Here is an 18,786-nt window from a genome sequence, read left to right as displayed (position 1 = left end):
ATGATTTTTCATGAACATTTCGATGTAATCGTAGTAGGTGGTGGACATGCAGGCACAGAAGCCGCGCTAGCCTCTGCTCGAATGGGAATGAATACTCTGTTGCTAACTCACAATATGGATACGCTTGGTCAAATGTCATGTAATCCAGCTATCGGTGGGATCGGAAAAGGCCATTTAGTTAAAGAAATCGACGCCTTAGGTGGCGCAATGGCTCAAGCAATCGATAAAGGTGGGATCCAATTTAGAACATTAAATTCTTCTAAAGGCCCAGCGGTTCGTGCAACACGTGCGCAAGCAGATCGTAAACTTTATAAAGAAGCCATCCAACAAACATTACAAAACCAAGAAAATTTAAAGATCTTTCAGCAATCGTGTGATGATCTCGTCGTTGAAAATGATCGTGTTGTAGGTGTTGTCACTCAAATGGGATTACGCTTTTCATGTGGTTCAGTAGTACTAACTGTCGGTACTTTTCTTGGTGGTCAAATTCACATAGGTATGGAAAACTTTAGTGGTGGACGTGCAGGTGATCCTCCATCGATCGCACTAGCTCATCGTTTACGTGAATTACCGTTTAGAGTTGATCGTTTAAAAACGGGGACACCGCCTCGGATCGATGCACGAACAGTTGATTTTAGTAAAATGCAGACTCAACCAGGTGATACACCTACCCCAGTCTTTTCTTTTATGGGAAAACAAAGCGATCACCCAACTCAGATCCCTTGTTATATCACCTATACCAATGAAAAAACTCACGACGTTATTCGTAAAAATTTAGATCGTTCGCCTATGTATGCGGGCGTTATTGAAGGAATAGGCCCACGCTACTGTCCATCAATTGAAGATAAAATCATGCGATTTGCTGATAAAGATCGCCATCAAATCTTTGTTGAACCAGAAGGTTTAACGACGCACGAACTTTATCCTAATGGGATCTCAACAAGCTTACCTTTTGATGTACAACTACAAATTGTGCAATCAATTGAAGGTTTCGAAAATGCACATATTTGCCGCCCTGGATATGCAATAGAATATGATTTCTTTGATCCTAGAGACTTAAAGCAATCATTAGAGACTAAATTTATTGAAGGACTCTTTTTTGCAGGCCAAATTAATGGCACTACAGGTTATGAAGAAGCGGGTGCACAAGGCTTAATTGCCGGTATGAATGCAGCATTAAAAGTTCAAGAAAAAGAAGCTTGGACTCCAAGAAGGGATGAAGCATACGTTGGTGTTTTAATTGATGACTTAGCAACGTTAGGGACTAAAGAGCCCTATCGTATGTTTACGAGTCGTGCTGAATACCGTTTATTACTTAGAGAAGATAATGCAGATCTCCGCTTAACAGCGAAAGGCCGTGAGTTAGGGCTAGTCAATGATGAGCGTTGGGCGGCTTTTAATGACAAATTAGAAGAAATAGAAAAAGAATCACAACGCTTAAAAGATATCTGGATCCATAAAGATCACCCGCAAATTGATGCTGTAAATAGTTTACTTAAAGCGCCTTTATCACGTGAAGCCAGTTTGGAAGATCTGATCCGTCGTCCAGAAGTTAGTTATGCTGAATTAACGAAGATCGAGGGATTAGCTTCTGAAAGCCATAATCAACAAGCTCTTGAGCAAGTTGAAATTCAGATCAAATATGCAGGTTACATTAACCGTCAGCAAGAAGAAATAGAAAAGCAGCTTCGTCATGAACAAACGATTTTACCTGCGGATTATGATTACTCGACCGTTTCAGGCTTATCTAATGAAGTCGTGGCTAAGTTAACAGATGTTCGCCCGCAAACCATTGGTCAAGCATCTCGGATTTCAGGTATCACACCCGCCGCTATTTCGTTATTATTGGTATATCTAAAGAAACAAGGCTTGATCCGCAAACTTGCTTAAATAGTTAAGGCTTAGTGTGTTACTCGAAAAATTAAATAAACTGTTAGCTCAAACTGATATTGAGCTAACTGAGCAACAAAAACAGCAATTAGTTAAATATGTTGAGTTGCTGAATAAATGGAATAAAGCGTATAACCTCACTTCAGTTCGTGATCCAAATGAAATGATGGTGAAACATATTCTCGATAGTTTAGTGGTTGCACCGCATTTAACTGGCAAGCATTATATTGATGTTGGCACAGGCCCTGGGTTACCAGGTGTCATTTTGGCAATTGCGTTGCCCGATACACAATTTATTTTACTTGATAGTTTAGGTAAGCGAGTTCGTTTTCTTACTCAAGTAAAACATGAGCTTGGATTAAATAATATTTCACCTGTTCAATCTAGAGTGGAAGAGTTTCAAGCACCTGTTAAACTAGATGGTGTTTTAAGTCGAGCTTTTGCATCGCTTCAAGATATGGTTGACTGGTGTGGACACTTGATTGATCATTCAGGGCGGTTTATTGCTTTAAAAGGGCAATATCCAAGTGATGAGATTGCGTCTTTACCAAAGCAAATTAAATTTGAAAAAGACATTGCACTCGAAGTGCCTGAATTGCATGCAGAAAGGCATCTAATAATACTAAAAAAAGACTAAGCGTCAGGGGATACTGTGGCAAAAGTCATCGCAATAGCTAACCAAAAAGGTGGTGTAGGTAAAACTACAACCGCGGTTAATTTGGCTGCTTCAATGGCGGCAACAAAACGAAAGGTCTTATTAATTGACTTAGATCCTCAAGGTAATGCAACTATGGGGAGTGGCGTCGATAAATATTCAGACGTTGCAACCGTTTACGATCTTTTGGTGGATGAAAAGCCATTTGATGAAGTCGTTCAAACAGATACATCAGGTGAATACCATTTAATTGCAGCAAATGGTGATGTCACTGCAGCTGAAGTGAAATTAATGGAGCTATTTGCTCGTGAAGTTCGACTGCGTAACGCACTTGAATTGATTCGTGATCGATATGAATTCATCTTTATAGATTGCCCACCGTCATTGAACATGCTTACGGTTAATGCTATGGCTGCAGCAGACTCAGTTTTAGTGCCGATGCAATGTGAATATTATGCGCTTGAAGGTTTAACGGCTTTAATGGATACCATTACTCAATTAGCTAAATTGGTAAATCCAAAATTACAAATTGAAGGTATTTTAAGAACCATGTACGATCCACGCAATCGCTTAGCCAATGATGTTTCTGAACAACTCAAACAACATTTTGGTGAAAAAGTATACCGTACTGTGATCCCTCGTAACGTTCGACTTGCTGAAGCGCCAAGCTTTGGTACGCCAGCCATGTATTATGACCGTTCTTCTTCAGGTGCTAAAGCCTATTTAGCATTGGCTGGTGAAATGTTACGCCGCAAAGAAAAAATAAAATCAGCAGTCGCATAAAAATTAGAGGTAGTGCTAAATATGTCAGCAAAAAAACGTGGGCTAGGAAGAGGCCTTGATGCTTTACTCATGTCATCTAAGCCCCCTTCAGTCGCAGCTGTAGAGCAAGAATCAACCGCCCCACAGCAAGCTGAATCACACTCTGCTGCTGATCAAATCCCCAGTGAATTGCAAAAATTACCCATTGAATTTTTAAAGTCTGGTAAATATCAGCCTCGCCGTGATATGTCCGAAGAAGCACTTGAAGAGCTCGCTGCTTCTATTCGTGCGCAAGGGATTATTCAACCGATAGTTGTACGCTCAATTGCTGAAAATAGCTTTGAAATTATCGCTGGTGAGCGACGCTGGCGTGCCGCTCAATTAGCTGGGTTAGATATTGTCCCTTGTCTTATTAAAGATGTCCCCGATGAGGCTGCAGTTGCGATAGCACTAATTGAGAATATTCAGCGCGAAGATCTTAATGCGATGGAAGAAGCTGTTGCGCTTGAGCGATTATTAACTGAGTTCGAACTCACTCATCAACAAGTTGCTGATGCTGTAGGCAAATCTCGCACTACTGTGACGAATTTATTACGTTTAAATAACCTGAATGATGATGTTAAAAAATTACTCGAATATGGCGATATTGAAATGGGCCATGCCCGTTGCTTACTCGCGCTAACGGGTGATATTCAATCTGATACTGCTCGAGTAGTTGTTGCAAAAGCGTTAACTGTTAGAGAAACTGAAAAGCTAGTTAAAAATACACTCGAACCAACTCCTGATAAACCTGAAGTTGTCAAAGATCCTGATGTTGAACAATTAGAACGTCAATTATCAGATAATTTAGGGGCGAATGTAGCAATCAGCTACAACAAAAAAGGTAAAGGTAAAATGGTGATCAGCTACACGAGTTTGGAAGAATTAGATGGCATTATCGAACGGATTAATTCTGAACAAATAACTGAACAAATAACTGAATAAATATCAGGCTTTATCGGCTGTTTAAGTTATTTTTATTTACTGCAATTATGTATCACTCAAGTTGCAAAACTGCTAGAAATCGGTATAATTTTGCCAGTTTTTTTGTACTCTGACGATTAATTGTCATTCAAACAGGGTTTAGTAATTGGTCAATCATTTAACAAACCGATTTAGAATGGCTGCTTTAAAGTTAATCGCCTTTCAGAGTAGTGTTGCAATAATTTGTGCAGTATTTGTTTTTTTAGGTTGGGGAGTTCTTGCCGGACTGTCTGCTGGTGCAGGTGGCCTTGTTGCAGTACTCCCTAATTTTGTATTTGCGCTCTATGCATTCCGTTATGTGGGTGCCAGTCGCGCAAATCAAGTGTATGCCTCGCTAAAACGAGGTAACGGATTAAAATTTTTGCTAACAATCATAATGTTTGCATTTGTACTTAAGTTTTACTCGGTAATGCTATTACCCTTTTTTAGTGCTTATGTACTGGTGTTATTTATCGGATTGTTCGCGCCCGTTTTTTTTAATCATTAACTTTTGGGATATAACATGGCTGCAGAAGAAGTTACTCTATCTAGCCATATTCAGCACCACTTGACGAATGCTAAGATGTGCTCGACCGACGCCGGTCTAGCCTTCAATAAAGCATGTGCCGACAGTGGGTTCTGGACATGGCATGTAGATACCCTCGCATGGTCTATCGGTTTAGGTCTTTTATTTTTATGGATCTTCCGAAGTGCCGCTACAAAATCAACAACAGGTGTACCTGGGAAATTTCAGTGTTTCATTGAAATGATCGTAGAGTTCGTTGGTGACAACGTTCGCGATACGTACCATGGTAAAAGCAGTCTGATAGCGCCATTAGCCTTAACGATTTTCGTTTGGGTATTCTTAATGAATTTAATGGACTTGATACCGGTTGATTTCTTACCTGCTTTTGCTGGTTTCGTTGGTGAAACAGCATTTGGTATGGATTCACATGACGTGTACATGAAAATCGTACCAACGACAGATATCAACTTAACGGCTGCGCTTGCGTTAGGTGTGTTCTTATTGATGATTGGTTATTCAATCAAAATCAAAGGAATCATGGGTTTCATTAAAGAGCTTACATTGCACCCGTTCAGCACGAACAACAAAGTTGCAATGATTTTCTTAATTCCTTGTAACTTATTACTAGAAACAATTGCATTAGTGGCTAAGCCTTTCTCGTTAGCACTGCGTTTGTTCGGTAACTTATATGCTGGTGAGTTGATTTTCATCTTAATCGGCGCGGTAGGTTTATATCAGCTACCGTTACACTTTATTTGGGCTGTATTCCACATCTTAGTTATCGTTCTTCAAGCATTCGTATTTATGATGCTGACGATTGTTTACCTAAGTATGGCTAGTTCAGACAATCACTAATTTTTACTTTTAATATTTAACTTTAATTTACAATTGAAACTTTGGAGAAAAAAATGGAACAAGTATTATCAATGCCTGAAGCAATTAAGTTTATCGCAGTTGCTCTACTTATCGGTTTTGGTGCTATCGGTACTGCAATCGGCTTCGGTAACATGGGTGGTAAATTCCTAGAAGCATGTGCTCGTCAACCTGAACTAGCTCCTTCACTACAGGTTAAGATGTTCATCCTTGCTGGTCTAATCGATGCTGTTGCAATGATTGGTGTTGGTATCGCAATGGTATTGTTGTTCGTACTTTAATTTTATTTTTTGAACAGCTTACTATTTAAGGAGGAGCGGTTGTGAATTTAAACGCCACTCTTATCGGTGAATTAATTGCGTTTACGGTCTTCGTATTATTTTGTATGAAATACGTTTGGCCACCACTAAACGGTGCAATTGAAGCTCGCCAGAAGAAAATCGAAGATGGTTTAGCTGCCTCTGATAGAGCCGAAAAAGACTTAGAACTTGCGCAAAAGAAAGCTGCTGATCAGCTTAAAGAAGCAAAAGCTCAAGCGGCTGATATCATTGAACAAGCTAAAAAGCGTGCGACGCAAATTGTTGACGAAGAGACTGCTCGTGGTCACGAAGAGCGCGAAAGTATCATTGCTCAAGGTCATTCTGAAGTTGAAGCTGAACGTAACCGTGTTAGAGAAGATTTGCGTAAGCAAGTTTCTACATTGGCTATTTTAGGCGCTGAAAGAATTCTTGAGCGCGAGATTAATGAAGCCGCTCACAGTGACATCGTTGAAAAACTTGTTGCTGAGCTTTAATTAGGAGGGTCTGAGCATGTCTGAATTGACTACTATCGCTCGCCCATACGCTAAAGCGGCTTTTGAACTTGCCGTTGAAAAAGGTGCTGTAGAAAGCTGGAACGAAATGTTGTTTTTTGCTGGCCAAGTAGCCAGCAATGAACAAGCCGCTTCTGTTCTAGCAGGCATACCTACTGCCTCTGAACAAGCTGATGTATTCATCAAAATTTGTGCAGAGCAACTCAACGAATATGGCCAAAACCTTGTTAAAGTAATGGCTGAGAACAAACGTTTAGTCGCCTTACCTGAAGTTGCTGCATTATTTGCTGAATTTAAAGCAGATTATGATAAAGAAATTGACGTGAACGTCGTTTCTGCAACTGAACTGACTGCTAGCAAGCAGGAATCATTGGTAGCGGCACTTGAAAAACGTTTCGCACGCAAAGTTAAGCTGAATTGTAGTGTAGACGCTGCAGTTGTTGGTGGTCTTATTATTAAGGCTGGCGATACTGTAATTGATGGCTCTATTCGCGGTAAATTAAACCGCCTAGCCGTAACACTTCAATCGTAATTGGGAAGAAAGAGCATGCAACTTAATTCCACTGAAATTTCTGATCTGATCAAACAACGTATTGAGCAGTTCGAAGTTGTAAGTGAAGCCCGTAACGAAGGTACAATTGTATCTGTTACAGATGGTATCATCCGCATCCACGGTCTAGCTGACTGTATGCAAGGTGAGATGATTGAGCTTCCAGGCAACCGTTTTGCTATCGCATTAAACCTTGAGCGCGACTCTGTAGGTGCGGTAGTTATGGGTCCTTACGCGGATCTAACAGAAGGCCAAAAAGTATTATCAACTGGTCGTATCTTAGAAGTGCCTGTAGGTCGTGGTTTACTTGGTCGTGTTGTAAACACGCTAGGTGCTCCTATCGATGGTAAAGGCGCGTTAGATAACGACGGTTTTGAACCAGTAGAAAAAATTGCACCAGGTGTAATCGAGCGTCAATCTGTAGATGAGCCAGTTCAAACTGGTTATAAATCTATTGATGCGATGATTCCAGTTGGTCGTGGTCAACGTGAGCTAGTAATAGGTGACCGTCAAACTGGTAAAACAGCATTAGCAATCGATGCGATAATTAACCAAAAAGGTACAGGCGTTAAATGTGTGTACGTAGCGGTTGGTCAAAAAGCATCTACGATTGCAAACGTAGTACGTAAATTAGAAGAACACGGCGCATTAGAAAACACTATCGTAGTGGTTGCTTCTGCATCTGAGTCTGCTGCACTTCAATTCCTAGCACCATTTGCTGGTTGTACTATGGGTGAATATTTCCGTGACCGCGGTGAAGATGCCTTAATCGTATATGATGATTTATCTAAGCAAGCTGTTGCTTATCGTCAAATCTCATTACTGCTTAAGCGTCCGCCAGGCCGTGAAGCATACCCAGGTGACGTATTCTATCTTCACTCACGTCTTCTAGAGCGTGCATCACGTGTAAACGCTGATTACGTTGAGAAGTTCACTAATGGTGAAGTGAAAGGTAAAACAGGTTCATTGACGGCATTGCCTATCATTGAAACTCAAGGTGGTGACGTTTCTGCGTTCGTACCTACTAACGTTATCTCTATCACCGATGGTCAGATCTTCTTAGAAACTGACTTATTCAACTCAGGTATTCGTCCGGCAGTTAATGCTGGTATCTCGGTATCGCGTGTTGGTGGTGCAGCTCAAACTAAAATCGTTAAGAAACTAGGTGGTGGTATCCGTCTAGCGCTAGCACAGTATCGTGAACTAGCAGCGTTCTCTCAGTTCGCTTCAGATCTTGATGATGCCACTCGTGCACAATTAGAGCACGGTGAGCGCGTAACTGAGCTAATGAAACAGAAACAATATTCACCAATGTCTGTTGCTGAAATGTCTCTGTCTCTATTTGCTGCTGAGAAAGGTTATCTGAAAGATATCGAAATCGCTAAAATCATGGATTTCGAAGCGTCATTACTTTCTTATGCAAATAGCACATACGCAGAGCTTGTGGCTCTAATCAACGAAACTGGTAACTACAACGCCGAGATCGAAGCGCAGCTTAAAGAGCTTTTAGAAAAGTTCAAAGCAACGCAAACTTGGTAAGTTATTAATTAGGTGACTTCGGTCACCTAGATTGATTCGGAGATTAGGTCATGGCCAGCGGAAAAGAGATTAAAAGCAAGATCGGGAGTATTAAAAATACTCAAAAGATCACCAGCGCAATGGAAATGGTTGCTGCTTCTAAAATGAAGAAAGCACAAGACCGTGTGGCTTCAAGCCGTCCATACGCTGACAGTATACGTAAAGTGATTGGTCGTATTGCTCAAGCTAATCTTGATTTTACTCACCCGTTCTTAGAAGAACGTGCAGTAAAGCGAGTTGGTTATATCGTCATCTCTACAGACCGTGGTCTGTGCGGTGGCTTGAACACAAATGAGTTCAAGCAAGTTGCACTACAAATCAAAGCGTGGAAAGAAAAAGGTGTAGATGCTGATTTTGCTGCTATCGGCAATAAAGCATCAGGCTTTTTTAATCGTTTTGGTGGGAGTGTACTCGCACAAACTTCAGGTTTAGGTGATGTGCCTTCATTATCGGATGTAATTGGTCCGGTTAAAGTAATGCTCGATGCATACAGTGAAGGTAAAATAGATCGCTTATTTGTTGTTTACAATAAATTTGTTAACACGATGAAGCAAGAGCCAGCGATCGATCAGTTACTCCCTTTGCCAAAAGCTGAAAAAGAAGTATCTGCTCACACATGGGATTACTTATATGAGCCAAACCCTGAAGCTATCTTAGAAGCTTTATTGGTGCGTTTCATTGAGTCTCAAGTATACCAAGGTGTGGTTGAAAATGCTGCCTCAGAACAGGCTGCTCGTATGGTTGCAATGAAAGCTGCAACAGACAATGCAGGCGACCTGATGGATGAGCTTCAGCTTATTTACAACAAAGCGCGTCAAGCTGCGATCACACAAGAAATCAGTGAAATCGTAGCTGGTTCAGCGGCAGTTTAAGCTGCTTTGGCAAAGTTTAACGAGAGGAATAGACATGAGTTTAGGTAAGGTCGTCCAAATTATCGGCGCCGTTGTGGATATCGAATTTCCACAAAATAGCGTGCCTGCCGTATACGACGCAGTCAAAATTACAGATGGCGATTTAGCTGGTTTAACTCTAGAAGTTCAACAACAGCTAGGTGGCGGTGTGGTACGTGGTATCGCACTTGGTACTACTGACGGTTTACGTCGTGGTGCAGCAGTAGAAAACACAGGTGCAGCGATTCAGGTTCCTGTAGGTAAAGCGACACTAGGTCGTATCATGAACGTACTTGGTGACCCAATCGATGAAGCGGGCCCAATCGGTGAAGAAGAGCGTATGTCTATTCACCGTGCAGCACCAAGCTACGAAGATCAATCAAGCTCTATCGAACTTTTAGAGACTGGTATCAAGGTTATCGACCTTGTATGTCCATTCGCTAAAGGTGGTAAAGTTGGTCTATTCGGTGGTGCGGGTGTTGGTAAAACCGTAAACATGATGGAACTTATCCGTAACATCGCAATCGAGCACAGTGGTTACTCAGTATTTGCTGGTGTTGGTGAGCGTACGCGTGAAGGTAACGATTTCTATCACGAAATGAACGAATCTAACGTACTTGATAAAGTATCGCTAGTTTACGGTCAGATGAATGAGCCTCCAGGTAACCGCTTACGTGTTGCTCTAACAGGTCTAACTATGGCTGAGAAGTTCCGTGACGAAGGTCGCGATGTACTTTTCTTCGTAGATAACATCTACCGTTACACACTAGCGGGTACTGAAGTATCAGCACTTCTAGGTCGTATGCCTTCAGCGGTAGGTTACCAGCCTACACTAGCTGAAGAGATGGGTGTTTTACAGGAGCGTATCGCTTCTACTAAGACTGGTTCAATTACTTCAATCCAAGCGGTATACGTACCTGCGGATGATTTAACGGATCCATCTCCAGCAACAACCTTTGCTCACTTAGATGCAACAGTTGTACTTTCTCGTGATATCGCATCACTGGGTATCTACCCAGCGGTAGATCCACTAGATTCATCATCTCGCCAACTTGACCCATTAGTAATTGGTCAAGAGCATTATGATGCTGCTCGTGGTGTTCAAACAGTTCTTCAGCGTTATAAAGAACTAAAAGACATCATCGCGATTCTAGGTATGGACGAATTATCAGATGAAGATAAGCAATTAGTATCTCGTGCTCGTAAAATCCAACGTTTCCTATCTCAGCCGTTCTTCGTTGCTGAGGTATTTACAGGTGCGTCAGGTAAATACGTTTCACTTAAAGACACTATTGCTGGCTTTAAAGGCATCTTAAACGGTGACTATGATACGCTTCCTGAGCAAGCATTCTACATGGTTGGCTCTATCGATGAAGCGATCGAAAAAGCTAAAAACATGTAATTTAGGAGGCTAATATGGCAGCTATGACTGTTCATTTGGATGTAGTTAGCGCAGAAAATACTATTTTTTCTGGTCGCGTAGAAACACTCCAAGTTTCAGGTAGTGAAGGTGAGTTGGGTATTTACCCGGGTCACGCTCCATTACTGACAGCCCTTAAACCAGGTATGGTTCGTGTTGTTAAGCAAAATGGTGATGAAGAGATGATCTACATCGCTGGTGGTACATTAGAAGTTCAACCGAACGTTGTAACTGTACTATCTGATATTGCTGTACGTGCCGAAGATCTTGACGAACAGGTCGCATTAGAAGCTAAGCGTCGTGCTGAAGAGCACATGTCTAAAGCGGATGCCGGCGATTTTGATTACGCAGAAGCTGCAATTGAATTGTCTCGTGCAATTGCGCAGTTAAAAGTACTTCAAACACTTCGCAAGTAAACAAGCATACCGAATAAAAAGCCACCAGCAGGTGGCTTTTTTTATGTCTAAAATTCCACATAGGAGGAACATGAAAAAATAACATATTCGATTTTTTGCTTACAAACAGATTTAAACCATACTTTTTTATGAATACACGGTTGTATTTTTTCGTCATGGAAAAGGAAATAAAGATGAAAGTCGGAACTAAGCTCATTCTAATGATGATGGCTTTAGCGATATTGCCATTAATTACCTTGTCAGCATTACTTGGACAAACCACCATTAGTAATGTTTTAACCACAGCCACTCAAGATAGTGAAAATGCCCTCACTGCTGCGCGCGAGCAGAAAAAGCAGCAGATCGAGAGCTATTTTAAAGATATCGAAAATCAAGCAAGCAGCCTCGCAAATAATCTTATGGTGATTGATGCTGCTGAGCACCTGAGCCAAGCTTTTTTTGATATTGGCCCACAAATATCACAATCGCCACTTCCCCTGTTTTATATAAATACCTTTCAAAAAGAGTTTGAAAAGCGTAATAACAATGTCCAATTTAATAGTCGCGATTTTTACCAAGACGTCAATGCAACCACTCAGTATTGGCAAACACAATATATCGCCAATAACACCCATCCTTTGGGGCAAAAACATCTACTGAATAAGGATGCAAGCAATACCGCTTACTCAACTTGGCATGAGGTATATCATCCTGTATTTCGCGATTATATCGATCGCTTTGGCTTTTATGATTTATTTATCATTGATGCCGCGTCAAGTAATGTCGTTTATTCTGTGTATAAAGAGGTTGATTTTGCGATGCCGCTCAATCAAGGTATTTTAGCAAATAGTGGTTTAGCTAAAGTATATACAAACGGGCTAACCCTCAGTAAAAGCCAAACATACCTGAGTGATTTTTCGCCTTATCTTCCTTCGTATTTAAATAATGCTGCATTTATTGCTACCCCTATTTATAGGGGGAGCGAAGTGATAGCTGTCTTAGCATTGCAAATGCCTCTCAATCGAATTAATACAGTAATGACCAATAACAATAATTGGCTTAATGTTGGTATGGGTGAGTCTGGCGAAACTTACTTAGTCGGGCCAAATAAACGGTTACGCACCGAAAGTCGTTTTTTGATTGAAGATTTCGAAGGCTTTGTGGCTGGCTTGTCACAATCAGATGCCATTACAGCTCAAAAAATTGCAACTAAGCAAAGTGCTATTGGTATCCTTCCCGTTACAAGTGCGGGAGTTGAGCAAGCTTTGCTGGGGCAGTCTGGATTCCAAGAGTACATTGATTATCGGGGTGAACCTGTATTTTCTGCATTTTCGCCTTTGCAAGTTGGCGGAATGACATGGGCGATCATGAGTGAAATTGATAAAAAAGAAGCGCTCTCAAGCGCAACTGTGCTACTTGATAACATAGTGCTAATTGCCTCTTTAGTGACGATAACGATTGCGCTAATTGCACTTTCACTCAGCTGGTTTTTTGCCCGTTCAATCACTAAGCCACTCCAACATTTAATTAATAACTTAAAAGATATTGCCACTGGTGGGGCAGATTTAACGCGCCAGCTTGAAGAAGCTAAGCGTAAAGATGAAATAGGCGACTTAGGGAAAGCATTTAATTTATTTAATATGTTTATTCGCGATCTGGTTATCGATATAAAAAGCACCAGTGAAAACCTAGCTGCGTCATCTAGTCAACTCAGTGGCAGCACTGAAATAGCCATGGACTCAGCTGCAAAGCAAAAAGCCCAGACAGAAATGGTGGCGGCCGCAGTTGAGCAGTTCCATGCGTCAATTCGTGAAGTGGCAATGAATACCGAACAATCGTCAGACTCTTCTGAAAATGCTGACTCGATATCGAAGCAAAGTGCCGAGTTTGCAGAGCAAGCTCGTCAACAAATTGATAAATTAGTGACCGGGGTCAAAGAAGCCTCCATTGCTATTTCAGATCTTAATGATGAGGTGGATGAAATTAACTCGATTTTAGTGGTGATAGACGAAATTGCCGAGCAAACTAATTTACTGGCGTTAAATGCGGCAATTGAAGCGGCACGTGCGGGTGAGCATGACCGAGGGTTTTCTGTGGTTGCTGATGAGGTCAGAAGCTTAGCAGCAAGAACGCAAGTCAGTACCGTTGAAATACAAAATCGTATCAATTCATTAAAAACAGCTGCAGGCACCGCGGTATCGTCGATGGATCATGCAGCCTCAATGGCTGAATCTGGTATAGATTTAGTCTCGCAAGTACGCAATCGACTGGTTGAAGTCTCTAATGTCATCGCCAGGTTATCGTTAATGAACGCGTCCATTGCACAAGCGGCTAATCAACAAAAATTTGCGGCTGACTCTGTATCAGAAAGCATTTGTTCAATTGATGAGTATGCGCAGTCTAATGCTGCCTTATCTATTCAAGTTAAAACCTCATCCCAAGAGTTAAATTGTCAGGCAAATAACCTCTCTAATTTGGTCGGCCGCTTTAAAACTAGTTAAGCATTTTTGAACTATAACCGTGAACAAAGGGTCTGCCACCCCAGCAGACCCTTTTATTTGCTAGTTAGAAAAATAAACTAATTAGCCAATTTATGATAATTGTGGCAATAACAAAAATAGACTTATATCTGTCAGCAATCCTCGTTACAATAGCGCCCATCTTTGCAGTTTGATTCTTATTGATACTAATTAATCGCTTTATTCTTCTATGAGTAAAGGGTTTGCGCACAAGGCGTGGCAACCACCCTGATAAATAGATAAATAGATAAATAGATAAAAAGAGAAGCTGCTGCTTAAAACAAAGAAAAAAGGAAATTGTTTTAATGTCTTTAACTACAGTCATCCTTGCTGCAGGCAAGGGAACACGTATGCGCTCAGCGCTACCTAAAGTGCTACATAAAGTGGCGGGTAAAGCGATGGTGCAACATGTCATCGATAATGCTAAAGCGCTTGGCGCGACCACGACTAATTTAGTCTATGGTCATGGTGGTGAGCTGCTACTCGAACAATTAGCACATAATGAAGCCAATTGGGTATTACAAGCCGAGCAGTTAGGTACAGGCCATGCGGTTGCGCAAGCTGTTCCATATATCAAGGATACTGACACTGTACTCGTGTTATATGGTGATGTGCCACTGACACGTCAATCGACCCTTGAGCGTTTACTTGCTGTTACGCCTAAAAATGGCTTAGCAGTATTGACCGTACATTTAACCAACCCAAATGGTTACGGCCGCATGTTGCGTGATAACGGCAAGCTGGTGGGCATCATAGAGCAAAAAGATGCGAATCCTGAGCAAATGGCAATCACCGAAGTTAATACCGGCATTATGGCGGTAAATGGTGGCTTATTAAAAGGTTGGTTGAGCCGTTTGTCGAATAACAATGCACAAGGTGAATACTACTTAACCGATATCGTCGCCATGGCACACGCCGATGGCATTGAAATCACCTCTGCACACCCAGATCACCCAATGGAAGTCGAAGGCGCAAATAATCGTGTACAACTTGCAGGTTTAGAGCGAGCGTTTCAACAATGGCAAGCTGAAACCTTAATGCTCAACGGTGCAACGCTTGCTGATCCGGCTCGAATTGATGTGCGCGGTACCGTAACAACGGGTGAAGATGTACTGATTGATATTAATGTGATTTTTGAAGGCAATGTCACATTAGGTAATAACGTTGTCATTGGCCCGAACTGTGTACTTAAAAACTGTAGCATTGGCGATGGCGCTATCATTAAAGCCAATACCATGATTGAAGAGGCCACTGTAGCCGCTAAATGTACCTTAGGCCCTTACGCGCGCTTGCGCCCAGGCTCTGTGATGGAAGAAGACTCGCATGTGGGTAACTTCGTCGAAATGAAAAAAACCCGTCTAGGTAAAGGCTCAAAAGCCAATCACTTAACCTATTTAGGCGATGCGGAAATCGGCGAAAAAGTAAATATTGGTGCAGGTACCATTACCTGTAACTACGATGGTGTGAACAAATCAAAAACCATTATTGGCGACAACGCCTTTATTGGTTCGAACTCATCATTGGTTGCCCCTGTACACATAGGTGCAACAGCAACAGTGGGGGCAGGCTCAGTGATCACAACCTCAGTGAATGATGAACAGCTTGCTGTCGCCCGAGGTAAGCAACGTAACCTTGATGGCTGGCAACGACCAGTTAAGAAGTAATGTTAAAACAGAGTAAAAAACCACACAATGTGGTTTTTTGTTGCCTTTGTCCCTCAATTAAATAAAAATATGATTTACAAGGACTAAATAGACACATAAAAGGACTTTCTATGTCAGCTTACGCTCGCCGTGCAATTGCACAAAAACAACGACAACATCAAATAAAAGCACTTCTCGCCGGTAACAATCACGCACTTTTACTAATGAATTCAGGCGAATTCGTTGATTACATAATTTCAGTCAAAATGAAACAAGGTAAATCTCGTTCTGAAGCGGTTGATTGGATAGATGGTATATTGGCTGAACATAATTCTATATCTAGTCAATGGAAACGAATTAAAGATCCTTTAAAAACAGGAGCAGGCCTTTACCCTTTATTTGATGATATGTAGTCATTAGCTATTATAGCGGCCGCTATGCAGCGCCAAGGTAATGTTTTCGGTAAGTTTAAAATAAAAATTTATAATGGTTCACCCGCGATCATAATTGGTTCTTATCCCGGCATACGTGCTCATTTGACAGGAACTCACTATTTAGCGAGTAATCCTAAGCTATTCACCATAGGTGTGGGTAAGCTCGAAGCGGCCAAAGCCATGAAAGGTGGTTTTGTTATTAGTTTAATTATTTCAGTAACATTTCATGCAGTCGACCAGCTTTTAAATGATAAAAAAACATGGCATGACTTAGTTGCGGGAATTGCTGTCGATATGGCTGTAGTTGGAGCTGCTATTGCTACGACATTTGTTGCGACTAAAATAGCAACGGCTGTTTTTGGTACTGTGGTAATTGCTTCCGCAACTATACCACTAGTGATTGTTGTAGCAGTTGGTTTTGCTTTTACAGGCTTAACATTATTTTTATCTACAGAGTCGTTGGTGGAAGCGATTGCAGGTGAATTAAGAAAAATAGAAGACGATATTGTTTATGGACTTATCAAAATAAATCAACAGATAAAAGTAATTGATAATAATTATCAAAAAGACCCAGCGGGATTTTTACACTCACTTTTTGGAATACCCTCCTTTGAATTTGGAAAAAGTAAGAGTTACAAATAATGTCTTTATTACATTGGAAAAAAGCGGATAAAAAATTTACAGAGCACACTGTGGAAGAGAGAGTATGTATAGCTATTGGCGTTATTGCATTTTTCTTTTTATCTATTCTTATTGTATATGCGTTTTATTATGGCTTAAAGGAGTTTGTATTTTATGATGAGTCAAAAAGTTATGTGAGGGAAAGTGGAATTATTACAGGTATTATTTTTCTTCTTCCATTTACAAGCTTGATGACTATAGGTGCTCTACAAAAGCTTTTGAACTATAAAAATGAAGACACACTGTGGTTGATGGTAAAAGTTATGCTCTATTGTATACCTTTATGTTTTTTATTAATAATCGCTAGCAGTTTTATCATTGAGTTTAATTTAAAAAATAAGGGGTATAGTTTTTGTTATTGGTATACAAGCCCTTCTTTTCGAGGCCCCGATGTTTGGCTTAAAAATGGCGAATTGTGTTTGCAAGATGGTTCAGTAATTATTAGTGATATAGCAGATTGGTTTGAAATGCATAATGAGCAAGGAATTGAACCGACTCTAAATGAGCTAGAGGCATTTATTAAAAAGACAAGAATGGAAATTGGTAGATAAAGTCTTTTTTCAAATAATGGCGTTGAAATATTTAAAATCGAATTATAAAGACTGAAGTACTGAAATGAAAAACGCTATCTTTCAGATGGCGTTTCTTATAACTATGCTAAAGTGATGGTCGCTTTCTATGTTGGGTGGAATTGAGATGAATAAATATTTATGTGTCGCTTTTGCTGTGATGGCATGGGTGAGTTTGAGTGGTTCGGCACAAGCGAGTTCCTTAGATCCGCACTTGGCAGTGTTTGAGCCTTATCTTGGTACTTGGCAAGCGGATTTTCCCGTACCAGAAGGCAAAGAGCCGATGCAAGATATTAGCCGCTTTGAGCGTGCATTAAATGGCACGGCTATTCGGACATTACACTCGATAAATCAAGGAATGTATGGTGGGGAGTCATTAATTTTTTGGGATAAGAGCCAAGCGAGTGTTATTTTTTATTATTTCACTACCGCAGGGTTTTACACTCAAGGCCGAATAGAAGTGCTCGAAAGTGGTGAATTTGTCGCTTACGAGGCTGTGACTGGCTCTGAAGACGGCATTACTCAAGTTAAATCCACCAGCAAGCTTGCAGATGGAAAAATGCTAGTTGCAACCCAATACTTAAAAAATGGCCAATGGACGTCACCCGAATCACGGACTTACCATAAATCTAACCAAACGGTGCAGTTTCGTTAGATTTTTTCGATAAGTAGTTATTTTACAATAAAAAAATCTAACGAAGTTATCGAGTGTTTTAACAAGCTAGGGTGATCAGTTATTTATTACGATTGGTATTATGGGCTAGCTAATGGTCCGTCAATGTGCCTTATTCCTCTTGAAAGCCTCTTATTTAGAATTCAGACTATCGAGTAAATTGGCAAAAGCATTTGGAACGAGGCCCACATATTCACACAAAGCACGAATATCAGGAAAGAGCACTTGGTTGTGGTGTTCTTCAATCAGTTTGAGTGTTTTTAGTTTATTTAAAATCCTTGAAAGAGTTTCGGCTTTAACACTTATTTGATGAGCGATGACTTTTTTTGAGCAGAGTAAATCAATATAAACCGGATTATTGGGTTGGCCTTGCAGTTTATATTGCTGCGAAAAATACATAATCAATCTTTGTTCTGCACTGACTTGTGTCAGTGTATCAACGGTATCCATCAGTTGTGCAATGCGTTCAGCCATTAAATTCATCACGCTTATGGCTTGCTCTGGCGCTTCTTTTAAAATCTCGAGCAAGACAGTTTTATCAAACTGATAAATAATAGAATCAGAGTGAGCTGTCGCTGTCATCGGATAACTATTAGATGGTAGGAAGATGGCGTACTCAGCCACAAAGTCATTATCTGAAAACACCTTAAATACTTTATCTTCGCCACTGGACATTAACCGTGTCAAATTCAGCTTGCCAGATGCTATCTGATAAAACGATGTCGCTGATTGGCCAAATTCAAACAGCTTTTCACCGGCTTTTAAGGTGTTTGTTTTTGCATTGAGCATGAGCTTTTGCTGCTGCATCGGCGTTAATAATGAAAAAATCGTTCTTTTATTATTCATACATGACCTTTTTTCATTGAAATTGATATTTATCAAGTGCTGAAAGATTGCCTATGAATGATAATGACT

At 40.7% G+C, this 18,786-nt stretch carries 20 protein-coding genes; 19 read left to right on the top strand and 1 reads right to left on the bottom strand.

The annotated features are described in order from the left end of the window. The 19 genes from mnmG to AC3KVK_RS16430 all read left to right on the top strand — a co-directional run bounded on the left by mnmG (window position 1) and on the right by AC3KVK_RS16430 (window position 17,853). On the top strand, window positions 1-1,890 hold the full coding sequence (gene mnmG / locus AC3KVK_RS16520; protein WP_490311279.1) for a tRNA uridine-5-carboxymethylaminomethyl(34) synthesis enzyme MnmG: 1,890 nt from the start codon (window positions 1-3) through the stop codon (window positions 1,888-1,890). Window positions 1,891-1,906: 16 nt separating this feature from the next. Then, window positions 1,907-2,527, top strand: coding sequence for a 16S rRNA (guanine(527)-N(7))-methyltransferase RsmG (gene rsmG, locus AC3KVK_RS16515; protein ID WP_490311280.1), 621 nt, complete (start codon window positions 1,907-1,909; stop codon window positions 2,525-2,527). Between the two features lie 15 nt (window positions 2,528-2,542). Further along, the gene (locus AC3KVK_RS16510; RefSeq protein ID WP_490311281.1) at window positions 2,543-3,328 is read left to right on the top strand and encodes a ParA family protein; all 786 of its coding nucleotides are present in this window, start codon (window positions 2,543-2,545) and stop codon (window positions 3,326-3,328) included. A gap of 21 nt (window positions 3,329-3,349) precedes the next feature. Beyond that, a complete protein-coding gene (locus AC3KVK_RS16505) occupies window positions 3,350-4,291 on the top strand; it encodes a ParB/RepB/Spo0J family partition protein (RefSeq protein ID WP_490311282.1) in 942 nt (313 codons plus the stop codon). A gap of 145 nt (window positions 4,292-4,436) precedes the next feature. Continuing rightward, window positions 4,437-4,817 (top strand): ATP synthase subunit I, encoded by a 381-nt coding sequence (locus AC3KVK_RS16500; RefSeq protein WP_490311283.1) that lies wholly within the window; start codon window positions 4,437-4,439, stop codon window positions 4,815-4,817. A 15-nt stretch (window positions 4,818-4,832) separates the two neighbouring features. Further along, on the top strand, window positions 4,833-5,690 hold the full coding sequence (atpB, locus tag AC3KVK_RS16495) for a F0F1 ATP synthase subunit A (RefSeq protein ID WP_490311284.1): 858 nt from the start codon (window positions 4,833-4,835) through the stop codon (window positions 5,688-5,690). 53 nt (window positions 5,691-5,743) lie between these two features. After that, window positions 5,744-5,989 (top strand): F0F1 ATP synthase subunit C, encoded by a 246-nt coding sequence (atpE, locus tag AC3KVK_RS16490; RefSeq protein WP_054206604.1) that lies wholly within the window; start codon window positions 5,744-5,746, stop codon window positions 5,987-5,989. A gap of 41 nt (window positions 5,990-6,030) precedes the next feature. Continuing rightward, the gene (atpF, locus tag AC3KVK_RS16485) at window positions 6,031-6,501 is read left to right on the top strand and encodes a F0F1 ATP synthase subunit B (protein WP_490311285.1); all 471 of its coding nucleotides are present in this window, start codon (window positions 6,031-6,033) and stop codon (window positions 6,499-6,501) included. A 16-nt stretch (window positions 6,502-6,517) separates the two neighbouring features. Further along, window positions 6,518-7,051 (top strand): F0F1 ATP synthase subunit delta, encoded by a 534-nt coding sequence (gene atpH / locus AC3KVK_RS16480; protein WP_490311286.1) that lies wholly within the window; start codon window positions 6,518-6,520, stop codon window positions 7,049-7,051. A gap of 15 nt (window positions 7,052-7,066) precedes the next feature. Continuing rightward, window positions 7,067-8,608, top strand: coding sequence for a F0F1 ATP synthase subunit alpha (gene atpA, locus AC3KVK_RS16475; protein ID WP_490311287.1), 1,542 nt, complete (start codon window positions 7,067-7,069; stop codon window positions 8,606-8,608). A 50-nt stretch (window positions 8,609-8,658) separates the two neighbouring features. Further along, the gene (gene atpG, locus AC3KVK_RS16470) at window positions 8,659-9,519 is read left to right on the top strand and encodes a F0F1 ATP synthase subunit gamma (protein WP_490311288.1); all 861 of its coding nucleotides are present in this window, start codon (window positions 8,659-8,661) and stop codon (window positions 9,517-9,519) included. Window positions 9,520-9,553: 34 nt separating this feature from the next. Beyond that, a complete protein-coding gene (gene atpD, locus AC3KVK_RS16465; RefSeq protein WP_086745790.1) occupies window positions 9,554-10,939 on the top strand; it encodes a F0F1 ATP synthase subunit beta in 1,386 nt (461 codons plus the stop codon). A gap of 14 nt (window positions 10,940-10,953) precedes the next feature. Then, window positions 10,954-11,373: a F0F1 ATP synthase subunit epsilon gene (locus AC3KVK_RS16460; RefSeq protein WP_490311289.1), complete on the top strand. Its 420-nt coding sequence runs from the start codon at window positions 10,954-10,956 to the stop codon at window positions 11,371-11,373. A gap of 173 nt (window positions 11,374-11,546) precedes the next feature. After that, window positions 11,547-13,853, top strand: a complete 2,307-nt coding sequence (locus AC3KVK_RS16455) for a methyl-accepting chemotaxis protein (RefSeq protein ID WP_490311290.1) — start codon at window positions 11,547-11,549, stop codon at window positions 13,851-13,853. Between the two features lie 323 nt (window positions 13,854-14,176). Further along, a complete protein-coding gene (gene glmU, locus AC3KVK_RS16450) occupies window positions 14,177-15,535 on the top strand; it encodes a bifunctional UDP-N-acetylglucosamine diphosphorylase/glucosamine-1-phosphate N-acetyltransferase GlmU (RefSeq protein ID WP_490311291.1) in 1,359 nt (452 codons plus the stop codon). Between the two features lie 110 nt (window positions 15,536-15,645). Continuing rightward, window positions 15,646-15,927, top strand: coding sequence for a hypothetical protein (locus AC3KVK_RS16445; protein WP_490311292.1), 282 nt, complete (start codon window positions 15,646-15,648; stop codon window positions 15,925-15,927). Between the two features lie 24 nt (window positions 15,928-15,951). Beyond that, window positions 15,952-16,590 carry a hypothetical protein gene (locus tag AC3KVK_RS16440; protein ID WP_490311293.1) on the top strand — a complete coding sequence of 213 codons (639 nt, stop codon included), beginning with the start codon at window positions 15,952-15,954 and terminating at the stop codon, window positions 16,588-16,590. Then, entirely contained in the window at window positions 16,590-17,180 is a 591-nt protein-coding gene (locus AC3KVK_RS16435; protein WP_490311294.1) for a DUF1240 domain-containing protein, read from the top strand. Before AC3KVK_RS16440 ends, AC3KVK_RS16435 begins: the two co-directional genes overlap by 1 nt. Window positions 17,181-17,325: 145 nt before the next feature. After that, entirely contained in the window at window positions 17,326-17,853 is a 528-nt protein-coding gene (locus tag AC3KVK_RS16430) for a hypothetical protein (RefSeq protein ID WP_490311295.1), read from the top strand. 150 nt (window positions 17,854-18,003) lie between these two features. On the opposite strand, the gene AC3KVK_RS16425 is transcribed toward AC3KVK_RS16430, so the two are convergent. Continuing rightward, complete coding sequence (locus AC3KVK_RS16425) at window positions 18,004-18,717, bottom strand: Crp/Fnr family transcriptional regulator (RefSeq protein WP_490311296.1); 714 nt, start codon at window positions 18,715-18,717, stop codon at window positions 18,004-18,006. Window positions 18,718-18,786 lie beyond the last annotated feature (69 nt).

The organism is Pseudoalteromonas sp. J2K-J979, from assembly GCF_058169715.2.
This window is presented reverse-complemented; position numbering and strand designations above follow the sequence as displayed.

Excerpts from the sequence above, each read along its gene's own strand:
- mnmG (WP_490311279.1), top strand. The coding sequence starts at position 1 with ATGATTTTTCATGAACATTTCGATGTAATCGTAGTAGGTGGTGGACAT.
- AC3KVK_RS16445 (WP_490311292.1), top strand. The coding sequence starts at position 15,646 with ATGTCAGCTTACGCTCGCCGTGCAATTGCACAAAAACAACGACAACAT.
- atpD (WP_086745790.1), top strand. The coding sequence starts at position 9,554 with ATGAGTTTAGGTAAGGTCGTCCAAATTATCGGCGCCGTTGTGGATATC.
- AC3KVK_RS16505 (WP_490311282.1), top strand. The coding sequence starts at position 3,350 with ATGTCAGCAAAAAAACGTGGGCTAGGAAGAGGCCTTGATGCTTTACTC.
- atpE (WP_054206604.1), top strand. The coding sequence starts at position 5,744 with ATGGAACAAGTATTATCAATGCCTGAAGCAATTAAGTTTATCGCAGTT.
- AC3KVK_RS16425 (WP_490311296.1), bottom strand. The coding sequence starts at position 18,717 with ATGAATAATAAAAGAACGATTTTTTCATTATTAACGCCGATGCAGCAG.
- AC3KVK_RS16460 (WP_490311289.1), top strand. The coding sequence starts at position 10,954 with ATGGCAGCTATGACTGTTCATTTGGATGTAGTTAGCGCAGAAAATACT.
- atpH (WP_490311286.1), top strand. The coding sequence starts at position 6,518 with ATGTCTGAATTGACTACTATCGCTCGCCCATACGCTAAAGCGGCTTTT.
- atpG (WP_490311288.1), top strand. The coding sequence starts at position 8,659 with ATGGCCAGCGGAAAAGAGATTAAAAGCAAGATCGGGAGTATTAAAAAT.
- glmU (WP_490311291.1), top strand. The coding sequence starts at position 14,177 with ATGTCTTTAACTACAGTCATCCTTGCTGCAGGCAAGGGAACACGTATG.
- AC3KVK_RS16435 (WP_490311294.1), top strand. The coding sequence starts at position 16,590 with ATGTCTTTATTACATTGGAAAAAAGCGGATAAAAAATTTACAGAGCAC.
- atpA (WP_490311287.1), top strand. The coding sequence starts at position 7,067 with ATGCAACTTAATTCCACTGAAATTTCTGATCTGATCAAACAACGTATT.
- AC3KVK_RS16430 (WP_490311295.1), top strand. The coding sequence starts at position 17,326 with ATGAATAAATATTTATGTGTCGCTTTTGCTGTGATGGCATGGGTGAGT.
- AC3KVK_RS16440 (WP_490311293.1), top strand. The coding sequence starts at position 15,952 with ATGCAGCGCCAAGGTAATGTTTTCGGTAAGTTTAAAATAAAAATTTAT.
- AC3KVK_RS16455 (WP_490311290.1), top strand. The coding sequence starts at position 11,547 with ATGAAAGTCGGAACTAAGCTCATTCTAATGATGATGGCTTTAGCGATA.
- atpB (WP_490311284.1), top strand. The coding sequence starts at position 4,833 with ATGGCTGCAGAAGAAGTTACTCTATCTAGCCATATTCAGCACCACTTG.